We start from the raw sequence: 11,156 nt of genomic DNA on the forward strand, positions 1-11,156 counted from the left end.
TCCCTGTCCTCTTAAATAAGGAATACTATATGTATATTTACTATTTTTTTTAGAAAAATTCCAACAACATCATCCTTAATTTCTTTGTAGTAATTAACTCCACTCTCAGTACTTCCAGAATAGTATGTCGGTAGTCCATCTGACATCAAAATGATTGTTTTATTTGCTACTGAATCACCTTTCTGACTCAGTAAATATTCAGCTTTTCTCAAACCATCTCCAGTATTCGTTCCACCTTGAGCATCTATATTATTAATCATAGTAATCAATCTACTATCATTAATATCTAAGAAATATTCATTTTGTAATGTTTTATAATTTGGAATAGATGATTCACTACTTTTATCAGTTGATTTTATTTTAGTTGTTCCGCTCACACTAATTGGATTTATCGTTGCATTACTTGAAAAAACCACAATCGCAACTTTTAAATTATCCACGCCTTTTAAACGATCAATAAAATCTTTAGCAGCATTCTTTAAATTAGTTAACTTAGTTCCTGACATACTTCCTGAACCATCTAATACTAATACAATTTCCTTTGGTTTTGAAATATTGTGTTGGAATGGATTAGGAGTTAACTTATATCTCACTGTAAACTCTTGTCCTTGCATTGGATTAATCGGCGTAATCCCCAAATAAGTAAAATCTATTTGTGGCTTAACATTAGAAGCCGAAGTTACAAATAATGATTGGTTTAAATTAGTTTGGATGACTGTTTCTAATTTATTAGATTCAGAAGTTCTCACACTTTCGTCTAACAAATCTTCATAACTATCGTCTTTCTGCCCTTCATCACCTTCTGTAGATTCTTCATTAACAATAGGCCCTACCTCAATATTCTGTTCTTGGTTAACATCATCAGTTGCATATGAAGTAATAGTTGTAACAATCCCTAAACCTAGAAAAATAATTAAAAATAATCCTAATCTAACTTTTAGTTTCTTAAACTTCTCCATCTCTTGCTCCCTCCCTTACCTTTTAAAATTTCTAAACACAATATAATTATCAATCTGATAATCCACCACTTGCCCACCACGCTTCATTTCAAGTGTAATATTAAACTCCATGTAAGAAGATTTTTCTAAATCTTCTTCTCCAATCACTACAATTTTTGAAACATGTGAAGACAGTTGCTTTTCCACTAATACATTCTCACCCTGGATTTTTCTATAAATTACAGTATGATCATCTAATACGAATTGGTAATCGTAACTTACATCATACAAAGTTAAAGATTCAATCTCATCCGTATCTCCTTTGAACACAACTTCCTTAACCCCATTAGATTCAAAAGCAACACTATTTAACTGCGTCTGAATCAATTGTCCCTCTAACTGTAATTCAGATTTCATATCGACTTTAGACAAAATCTTATTATTACTTACCGTCATCGTTGTTATTACGCCTCCAACAATCATCATAATCGCCATTGCGATAATAACTTCAATTAACGTTAAACCTCTTGTTTTTTTGTATTGCTTCACTTTAATCACCACTATTTCAGTAGTTGCCAACGACCCATTCTAATATAATCTTCAGCAAAATATTTCGTTTCTAATTCATCTAACATAACTCCATCCACTATCTCCACTTTTGTAGTATCGTATTGGATTAAATCCTCTTTAAAAATTGATTTTAATTCCTTATAATTAGCAGCTATGATATGTTGCGTCACCTGTTTATCAAGCTTAAGATTAATACTTCCAGTATTTTGATTATTATTCGAAACTCTTAAATTACCTGCAGAAATGATATTCCCAGTCAGCGAAACATCACCTGACAAGATCACATCTCCTTTAGTCACAATAAAAGCCTCATCTATATCCTTCATACTTTTAATAACATCACCAGATTTATTGACATAATTGATTTGATTCCCGTTCTCTGTACCCTCTACAATAATTACAACATCCTCATCACTATTTAAAACCACATTTCCATACCTATGATTAAATGTTGTATCATCTTTTGTAAATGCCTCAGCCGAAAAATCAATTTGATTAATAACTGATTTCTTAACGACGCCATTTATATAATCAGTTTCAGTTGCGCTCATTCCCATATTAAAAACTTGAGAAGCATAGCTTTTTTTATGGTTAATCATTTCTTTTTGCTTCTCGATTGTAATCGTACTTCCTTGAACCTGATTACCAGTACTAATTGAAGCCCCTACAGTGTAAGTTTTATCTCGATTTAACGAAACCCCACCATCGCTTAACTCTAATGTTCCATCCGAAGAATTGACTGTCACAAAATAATTAGCTTTAGCTCCTAATGAACTATCACCGTCTATACTCTCGATTAATAACAAGGGATTATAATACCTTAACTGAACACGGTCCTCATAACCAGGTAAGATTTCAGTATAAACTAAATAATTTCCTTTAATAGCAACTGATTCCCCCGTCTGATAGGGTTTACCATCTGTATCAATATAAGCCACACCTGATAAATAAGTTTCATTCACCACTTCTACTTTTGCACCTTCACTATTGATAATTAAACTACTTGATTCTCTCACTTGATCTCCTGTTGAATCATAAATATTTTTATCATTTAATCCATACAAATTATTTAATTTGACAGTCGAGAGTGTTCCGTTTAGATTATCCTGTACGTTAATTGCTAAGTCATTATCTAGTAAAACACTATCACTCACACTTAAATGTGCATTCGTATCTGCAACCTCAACAGCTTCTAACTTTCCTAAGTAGACATTACGCGCATAAACATTTCCATTAATCGTAGCATTAGCATTCATATTAAGAGATAATGTTTCATTCGTAATCACATTACCATTTACAACTGTTAAAGCTCCCTGACTTAATGAAATACCATTTGCATACTTCATATAAACACGATCTGTAGTAGAGATATCATTTCCTTTAACTCGCATATTTCCATCAATGTTCACTACACCAGTTAAAAAAGCATTCTGATCAATATTCATCACACTATCAGCAAAAACAGGATAATTTTTAATCATGACTTCTGTTCTATTTTGTTTAATTGCTCCTTGATAAGTTGGAATATAAATACTATATTTCACACTCACTTTACGATTGTTACTTTGCATCTGCGAATCATTTGATTCAAAATCTGAAACAAATGTAAAGGTCATCTTCTTATCATCATGTTGCATTTCAACCTCAATATCTAAGTTTTCTCCTTCTGAAAAATCAAAAGGTTTATAAGTAATTCCATCATTAGTAAACGTTGGATAAACTTGATTATCCAAAGCTAACTGTAACAAAGTACCTGATTTCTCTCCATATGTATAATCTGCATGATCGAAAACTTCTAAAAAAGAAGTTTGAAACACTTCATTTATCTTATCTTGTGATTCCTCTAACTCAAGATTTTTATCAAAACTAGTCACAACAGTATCATTCGCTACCTCAACTGCATAATCAAACACCTTCACTAAGACGTTATAAGCCATATTAAGTCCTGATTCTGCCCCATATAAATTAGCAACCTTTTTACTCTCTGTTACCTTCATTTTATAATCATTAGCCACAACGGCCATCGATACTGCTGCAACACTAATCACCAGTCCCGTAAAAATAGTCACCATTAATAATGTTGAGCCCTTCTTTTTTTTCACCTAATATCCCCCCTGACCTATTTCACATATATTTAATTGACTTACTGTATCCCCCTTGAATAAATTCCCCTCTACCTCAGCGCTAGTTATTGAAACACTAATTTCATATAAATCGCCCAATTGTCCAACGAAACTTTCATCACTTTCTAAACCAATATCTTTCTGTTTAATTAAATAACTAATATCAACCTGACCATCTGTTGTCACTAAATTAATATTTTTATTTTGGTTTGCATCATATTGCGCATATATCGTCATAGTCGTACTTAATTGATTTTCAACTAAAATTTTATATGAATTTGCGATTTTACCTTGTACATAAATTGTAACTTGATTATTCATAATTGGTTTCTCTACACATTTCAAATTTTGATCACAAATCCTAACCACATTATGTTCAATCATTAAACTTAGGTCATCCGCCATTAATTCTCCATTAATATTTAAATAATTGGATTGTTCCGTAATAACAAACAGTGGATTTTTCATTAAATCATTCACTGTCAATGATGGAGTTTCATCAGTCACATTTTGAATAATATTTTTCATCTGAATAGCAACTTTAAATTTATCTGAAGTGATTCCATTTCCAATAACTTCATCAGAGTCTATAGGTTTCTCAAATGCTATATCGACACCAAGAGAAGAAAGAACATCATTATCGCCAAGTGTTACATCTTTGATTGAACCTAAATACTCAAGAATTCTTTGGCCTATAATCGTTGCTTGTTGTCTCAATTCTGTTTTTTGACTCAACTTAACATTCGTATTTACCATCGTAAAAATAGGCACTGATAAAATCGCCAAAAGGGCTACACTAATGATAACTTCAATTAGCGTAAGCCCTGGATTTTTATGTAAATATGATTTTTTATTTTCCATCATAATCACCTACTTCTTTGTGACATTAACAGTAAATCCTTCACTTAAAACAGATATACGTGGATTAATTGAATCATCATCTTGTACTTCAATATTAACAACTAAATCTGTATGATTAATCACTTTTAATGATACACCTGACAAATCACTAGCTGCTTGTCGTGGTTCACTTATAATTTGAAAATCAATCGTTCCATTTGATGGGATAAACTCGATGACATCAGTTGTCGTTGGATAACTTCCTTCCGATGTTTCATAGCGGTAATAATATACCCCCTCTTTTTGACTTAATGTAATAACTACTGGTTCTATCTCATTTTGGTCAGCGAATAAATAAGATTCCCTTGATTCATCCAATGCCTTTCCAATCGTAACTGCCGGTAGATCAGAAACTGATGAGCGAACAACCATCATAAAATCATAAATCTTTACACCAGAAGATAATAACTCTTCGATCATCGTATTATAAGCACCATTTGCTACACCCGTTGAAAACGGCATCTCTTTACCATACGTATTATTTAACGTCCAATCCAAATATGCTTGGTCTTGATTTTGTAACTTCGGTACCCCGTAGAATTCTAAATTAAAGCTTCCCGCTACCTCCGTCTCACTTTGTGGACTCAACGATAAATTCGTAATCACTAAATTGTATTTCCAATTCTGAATCGTATCAATAAACGTTTTAACTACCTCATAACTTCCATTAAACGTCATCGAAACCGTTAAAACTTCCGCACTAGCAGACGACGTTCCTACGTTAGATTCGTTAGATGCATCTTGATCTGCCTCGGTTGAAGAATCTTGTTGATTACCTGATTGCAATCCTTTAATCTCGTCCACCAATGGTTCTAATGAACTCTGTGGCTTCACATACTCGCCCGCCGTCAGTCCTTGTACTGTTTGCGCACTAATCGTTGAAAACGAAAATGTTGCCTTAATTCCTGTCTTTTCAATTATTTCGTCTAACTCTAAAATAATTTTTTCCTGAATGAGCGTCGGATAATAGGCTGATGTCCGCTCGCTAATACTAGCTGTTAGCCCCTTAATTTTTTCCTGTCGTTGTGGCAAGGTTGCGATATTTGACATGACTTGATCATAGCGTGCTTGAACTTCCATTAATTGTCCCTCAAGCGTTGAAACTTTCTCTTTTTGAGGTGTTAACACAAATTGATAATAAAGAACAACAACTAAGACACACCCGACCACCATTAATAAATACTTTTCTCTTTGACTAATCTTCATCTTAGTTCACATCCTTTAACGTACAATTTAAACTAAAGCTATACGTATCCGTGCCACCAATTGAACCGATATACACATCCGCAATAAAATCTAATTGTTTTAAATTATGTTGAACCTCTGCAATCGCCGTGCGTGATGTCGAGGTAGCTGAGATTGTAATATTCGTATTCGTAATACTCAAACTTCCAAACTGAACTTCAGATGGAATCGTCGAACTAATTAAATCTAGCTTCTGAGTCGTGATTAAATCACGTGATTCAATACTGGTTAACAGTGAGGTTAATCCATTATCATACTGCCCCAGTACTTCTGATAACTTAAAGGCAAGGTCTGATTCTTTAATTTGTTCTCGAATGGCAGGATCTAAAAGTTTGCTTTCTAATTCATCAATTTGGTGATTAATGTTTGAAATTTGAACTTGATTATAGGTAAATGTTCCAATTACAAACAAACCAACGACTCCCACTAAAACATAACTGTAAATATTTTGATTTTTCTGTTTATGTCGCTCATTTTGATAGGTACTAAAAAAGTTAATATCTCGTCTCATACCACACCCCCTAAAAGCGAATCATTGCACCAAGTGCATTCGCATAATCTCCTAAAACATCCGGAGTTAACGCTTGATTAACATCCGTTAAACTAATATCTTTAAGTTTTGAAACTGGCGTATTCAAACGATTTTCCATATAATTTTCTAAGCCCTTTAAGTGCGATAAACCACCTAATAGATAAACATGATCAATCGTATTTCCTACTGCTTTATTGCGATAAAACTGTAACACTCGCTCATGCTCATATAACATTTCATCAATTGATAGAGTGATGGCACGCTGTACGAGATTACTACTTCCAATTTCTCTTAAATCAGCTTCTTGCTTTAAAGATACCGCTGATTTTATTGACATATCCGGTAATTGATTTAATTTTTCATCGATGATTGCGCCACCAGATTTAATTAAACGAGTAAATTGAATATTTTCATCCGTAAAAATATTTAAATCAATTGATTGGGCTCCCATATCAACAAAAGCAACCGTACCTTCTGCTGTCGTAACTTGTTCTAATAAATCGCTATAAGTCGCTAACTTACTAATCGCGTTATAACTCACATCTAACGCATAAGGTTTAAATCCTAATTCTTTTAATAAATCATAATAGCTTCTCGCCATTTTTTCAGGGAATGTAATAACATTTAACTTTAAACGCTTCTCCCCCATGACTTCCACTTCACCTAAAATCACATATTGAATTAAATAATCAGACAAATTAATCGGTAAGAACTGTTGAATCTCATAACGAACAACGGTTTCCATCTCATCTGGCGCAACCACTGGAATTAATAACTCACGATTAATAATTTGAGTTGAATTTAAACAACCAATCGCATCCTTAGCTTTCACACCATGATCATTTAATGCTTTAGATAAAGCCGTCACTAATAAACTAACATTTACAATACGCCCGTCTTCAATCGCACCTAGTGGCGTTTCAACTGAAAAACAATTCGTCACCTGTAACTGTTCACGAATATAACGACCTTCGACCACCTTAATGCTCTCTGATCCAAAGTCAAATGAAACAACAGGTTTTAACATTGGCTTAGACTTCTTTTCTTTAACTTTAGCTGGCGCCTTCTTCTTAAATAAATCCTTAATATCCATCTGCGCTAACTCTTTAAAATCAAACTTCTTTTTCTCAGACATAATCTCTCACCCCATATTTCTATATATATATATATATATAAGTAACATTAAGTTTTTCACATTGCAAAAACGTTTAACGCTCCTATAAAAAGTCTTCATAGCGACTCAAATACGTTTATCGATTTCCGAATAAAAACTAAAATGTAATCTATCATTTTAAAATCAGCCTTAGTATTTAAACCCTTTTGATACTAAGGTATAACTATAGAACCGCTAAAAATTTTGAAAGTCACAAAACTTATCGGTTTTTATATAAACTTGATCTTGATATAAGAAAGTGTAAAGCCGAAGCTTTACACTTTCTTATATCATTAGTTACTATTCGAATCTGCATATCTACCTTGTGGATTCGGATAAACTTCAATATATTTTGAAGTTCCTGTAGGGGCAAATGTTGGTGAAGCATCACTTGGTTGAGTTGTTGCTGCAGCAATTTTAATATTACCTTTATAATTAATTTGAACGAAGAATGTAGTACCTTGATATGTTTTAGGATCTGCTAATCCATTTAATCCATTATCAACTAAATTAACTTTTCCATTACCAATAGTAGTTCCTGCACCAACTTCATTTAATGGGTACCACGTTTCAGCCTCTGGAACAATAATTGATTCATCAGCAATTCCCGCCGTTACTACTGAATAAATTGAACGAGCATTTCCTAAATCTGCAGATACATTTGCTTTTTGACGAATTTGTCCGAATGCTGGTACAGCGATTGCTGCTAAAATGGCGATGATTGCGATTACGATAATTAACTCAATTAACGTGAATCCGCGTTTTTTGTTACGTTTGTTCATAGTTTTTTCCTCCCATAATCTCTACTTTTTATATTCCAACCCAAAGTGTGCATGTCATCTTTAGGGATTGGCCTGAATCATTTACATTTGAGTGTACATCTCAAACATTGGAATCATAATAGCTAAAACAATAGCCCCGATAATGATCCCCATGACTACAATAAGTAATGGTTCAATTAAAGCAGTTGTTGCTTGAATTTGTGCCTCTAACTCATCGTCATAAAAATCGGCTGTTTTATTTAGTATTTCATCTAATGCGCCTGTTTCTTCCCCGATATGAATCATAGAAGATAACATCGGTGGAAAAATTCCAGCATCTTTCATCGGACCACTTAGTCCCTCCCCTTTAACAAGTTCATCTCGAACTGTTAAAAGAACTTGTTCTGCAACTGTATTTTGAACAACCTCCGAGACAATTTGAATAGATTGCGCTAATGGCATCCCACTCGAAAGCAGTGTTGATAACGTTCTAGTAAACCTTGAAACAATAATTTTTTGATTTAATGGTTTCACAATAGGCAATGCCAATTTTAATTGACTCATTGTGTATTTCCCATGATCCGTACGTGAATACATTCGATATACGAAGATGATGGCAAATAAACTGACAATGAGCACTAAAGCATTGGATGTCATAAAATCACTCGTCCAAAGAAGTGCTTTCGTTAACCAAGGAAGTTCCACTCCCATTTCATTAAACATTTCAATGAATGTGGGCATGACGAATGTTAAGATAACTGTCACAGCTCCTGCTGCCACAATTGCTAGAATCGATGGATAAATCATTGCATTTTTAACTTTAGCGTTCATCTTATTTTCTTTTTCATAGTACACAGACATACGTAGCAAAATCGTATCCAAATTCCCGCTGACCTCTCCCGATTGAATCATCTTTAGCAGCAATTCTGGAAACTCCTCTTCATGCTTTGACATCGATTCATACAATGACTCTCCGCGCTGCACATCTTCATGAACCTGTGTTAAAGCTTTTTTAAGTTCAGGATGCGTTAACTGTGTTGACAAAATATCTAAACAGTTATCAATCTGAACCCCGGCATCAACCATCGTATAAAACTGACGGCAAAATACCGCAATATCCTTGAGCTTAACTTTCTTTTTAAGACCCAAATTAATATTTGTACTTTCGATGACTTCCTCAATCATTAAAGGGTAATAGCCATTTGACGAAATAATCGCTAATACTTCATCCTTCGACTTCGCTTCATACACACCCTCTACCTTTTCATTCGTAGAAGTTAACGCGCGATACTTAAACTTCGCCACATACTCTCCCCCTAACGTTCAAAGACTGCCACATCCGCCAACTCTTCAAGCGTTGTGATACCATCCATGACTAATATCTTACATTCATCAGCAAGTAATTTCATATGATGCTGAAGTGAAATTTCTCTCAGTACCGTTGCATCTTTGTTTTGAGCAATCGCTTCTCGATGTGCCTTCGTAATCTCCATAATCTCGTAAATTCCTGTACGACCAATATAGCCAGTCTGTTGACAATGACCACATCCCACTCCCTTATATAAAGTCAGTGGTTTTAATGGATCTTCGCATAAGAAGTTCTTTTCGTGTACTGAAGCTTCATAGGCTTCCTTACAATGCGGACAAATTTTCTTAACAAGACGTTGTGCGATAACCCCTGTAATCGAAGATGCTACTAAGTAAGATTCAACTCCCATATCAACTAAACGATTAATCGTTGTTGGGGCATCATTTGTATGAAGCGTACTTAAAACTAAGTGGCCTGTAATCGCAGCACGTGTTGCAATTTTCGCTGTTTCTTCATCACGAATTTCACCAATCATGACAATATCAGGATCCTGACGTAAAATACTTCGAAGACCACTAGCAAACGTTAAACCAGCTTTTGTATTCACATTAACCTGATTTACACCATTTAACGTATACTCGACTGGGTCTTCAACCGTGACAATATTTACCTTATCTGTATTTAAATCTTCTAAAATCGTATATAGAGTCGTTGATTTTCCACTTCCTGTTGGACCTGTTACAAGTATGATACCGTGTGGATTCGATAAAATACGGTCAAGTTTCTCGATATTTTCGCCACTAAGTCCTAGACGTTCTCGACCAAACTGGTATGATGAACGATTTAAAATACGAATTACAATTTTCTCCCCACTTACAACGGGTAAAATCGAAACACGTAAATCAACATCATACTCTCCAATTCGCATCATAATACGACCATCTTGAGGCACACGTTTTTCAGCAATATTGAGGCCTGCTAAAATTTTAATACGTGCAACAAGTGGTGCTAATGATTCAATTCCTAGTGTATTAACTAGACGTAAATCACCATCAATACGATAACGAATACGAATCTCATGTTCAAAAGGTTCAATGTGAATATCTGAAGCACGCATTTCAATTGAGTTTCTAAATAAGAAATCAACCATTTTAACAACAGGTGCATTTTTCACATCTTCTAAATCTTCAATATTGGTTGTCATTAAACGAGTTTGTAATGATTCCTTTGTTAAAGCTTCTGCTGCTTTAGAAACTTCTTCACTCGTATAAATAATCTTAATAAATTTAAAAATATCACTTTTTGGGGCAATGTAAACTTCAACTTCAAGGGCTGTTGCAATTGAGATATCATCAATCGCAAAAATATTTAATGGGTCAGCCATGGCAACTTTAATTTTATGAACATCCATTTCAAATGGAACTAATCCGTATTTCTCACACAAATTTTGAGAAATAGCCTTAATCGCATGTTTATCAAAATCAATATTATTTAAATTGACTTGCTGAATCCCTGTTTGTTCTTCAACTGCCTCAATAATATCAAGTTCTGTTATAATCTTTTGATCAACTAGAATCTCTCCTAGCTTTTTACCCAGAATCTTTTGATTCTTTAGGTTCTATAAT

The 11,156-nt window shown here is 34.0% G+C and carries 10 protein-coding genes; all 10 read right to left on the reverse strand.

Features of this window, described 5'->3' with window-relative positions:
- Positions 1 to 11 precede the first annotated feature (11 nt).
- Positions 12 to 959: a VWA domain-containing protein gene (locus tag HMPREF9402_RS14390; RefSeq protein ID WP_009607376.1), complete on the reverse strand. Its 948-nt coding sequence runs from the start codon at positions 957 to 959 to the stop codon at positions 12 to 14.
- A gap of 15 nt (positions 960 to 974) precedes the next feature.
- The gene (locus HMPREF9402_RS10915; protein WP_083809714.1) at positions 975 to 1,517 is read right to left on the reverse strand and encodes a PilW family protein; all 543 of its coding nucleotides are present in this window, start codon (positions 1,515 to 1,517) and stop codon (positions 975 to 977) included.
- On the reverse strand, positions 1,499 to 3,610 hold the full coding sequence (locus HMPREF9402_RS10920) for a hypothetical protein (RefSeq protein WP_009607389.1): 2,112 nt from the start codon (positions 3,608 to 3,610) through the stop codon (positions 1,499 to 1,501). Before HMPREF9402_RS10920 ends, HMPREF9402_RS10915 begins: the two co-directional genes overlap by 19 nt.
- Entirely contained in the window at positions 3,611 to 4,492 is an 882-nt protein-coding gene (locus HMPREF9402_RS10925) for a type IV pilus modification PilV family protein (protein WP_009607387.1), read from the reverse strand. It abuts the gene before it with no gap.
- 9 nt (positions 4,493 to 4,501) lie between these two features.
- Positions 4,502 to 5,737 (reverse strand): type II secretion system protein GspM, encoded by a 1,236-nt coding sequence (gspM, locus tag HMPREF9402_RS10930; protein ID WP_009607391.1) that lies wholly within the window; start codon positions 5,735 to 5,737, stop codon positions 4,502 to 4,504.
- A 1-nt stretch (position 5,738) separates the two neighbouring features.
- Complete coding sequence (locus HMPREF9402_RS10935; RefSeq protein ID WP_009607381.1) at positions 5,739 to 6,287, reverse strand: PilN domain-containing protein; 549 nt, start codon at positions 6,285 to 6,287, stop codon at positions 5,739 to 5,741.
- Between the two features lie 10 nt (positions 6,288 to 6,297).
- The gene (gene pilM / locus HMPREF9402_RS10940) at positions 6,298 to 7,443 is read right to left on the reverse strand and encodes a type IV pilus assembly protein PilM (protein ID WP_009607378.1); all 1,146 of its coding nucleotides are present in this window, start codon (positions 7,441 to 7,443) and stop codon (positions 6,298 to 6,300) included.
- A 311-nt stretch (positions 7,444 to 7,754) separates the two neighbouring features.
- A complete protein-coding gene (locus tag HMPREF9402_RS14930; protein WP_009607375.1) occupies positions 7,755 to 8,243 on the reverse strand; it encodes a prepilin-type N-terminal cleavage/methylation domain-containing protein in 489 nt (162 codons plus the stop codon).
- An 81-nt stretch (positions 8,244 to 8,324) separates the two neighbouring features.
- Positions 8,325 to 9,527, reverse strand: coding sequence for a type II secretion system F family protein (locus HMPREF9402_RS10950; protein ID WP_009607382.1), 1,203 nt, complete (start codon positions 9,525 to 9,527; stop codon positions 8,325 to 8,327).
- Between the two features lie 11 nt (positions 9,528 to 9,538).
- Positions 9,539 to 11,131 (reverse strand): GspE/PulE family protein, encoded by a 1,593-nt coding sequence (locus HMPREF9402_RS10955; protein ID WP_337998360.1) that lies wholly within the window; start codon positions 11,129 to 11,131, stop codon positions 9,539 to 9,541.
- Positions 11,132 to 11,156 lie beyond the last annotated feature (25 nt).

This window comes from Turicibacter sp. HGF1 (genome assembly GCF_000191865.1).
Lineage (GTDB): Bacteria > Bacillota_I > Bacilli_A > MOL361 > Turicibacteraceae > Turicibacter > Turicibacter sanguinis.

Excerpts from the sequence above, each read along its gene's own strand:
- gspM (WP_009607391.1), bottom strand. The coding sequence starts at position 5,737 with ATGAAGATTAGTCAAAGAGAAAAGTATTTATTAATGGTGGTCGGGTGT.
- HMPREF9402_RS10935 (WP_009607381.1), bottom strand. The coding sequence starts at position 6,287 with ATGAGACGAGATATTAACTTTTTTAGTACCTATCAAAATGAGCGACAT.
- HMPREF9402_RS14390 (WP_009607376.1), bottom strand. The coding sequence starts at position 959 with ATGGAGAAGTTTAAGAAACTAAAAGTTAGATTAGGATTATTTTTAATT.
- HMPREF9402_RS14930 (WP_009607375.1), bottom strand. The coding sequence starts at position 8,243 with ATGAACAAACGTAACAAAAAACGCGGATTCACGTTAATTGAGTTAATT.
- pilM (WP_009607378.1), bottom strand. The coding sequence starts at position 7,443 with ATGTCTGAGAAAAAGAAGTTTGATTTTAAAGAGTTAGCGCAGATGGAT.
- HMPREF9402_RS10925 (WP_009607387.1), bottom strand. The coding sequence starts at position 4,492 with ATGGAAAATAAAAAATCATATTTACATAAAAATCCAGGGCTTACGCTA.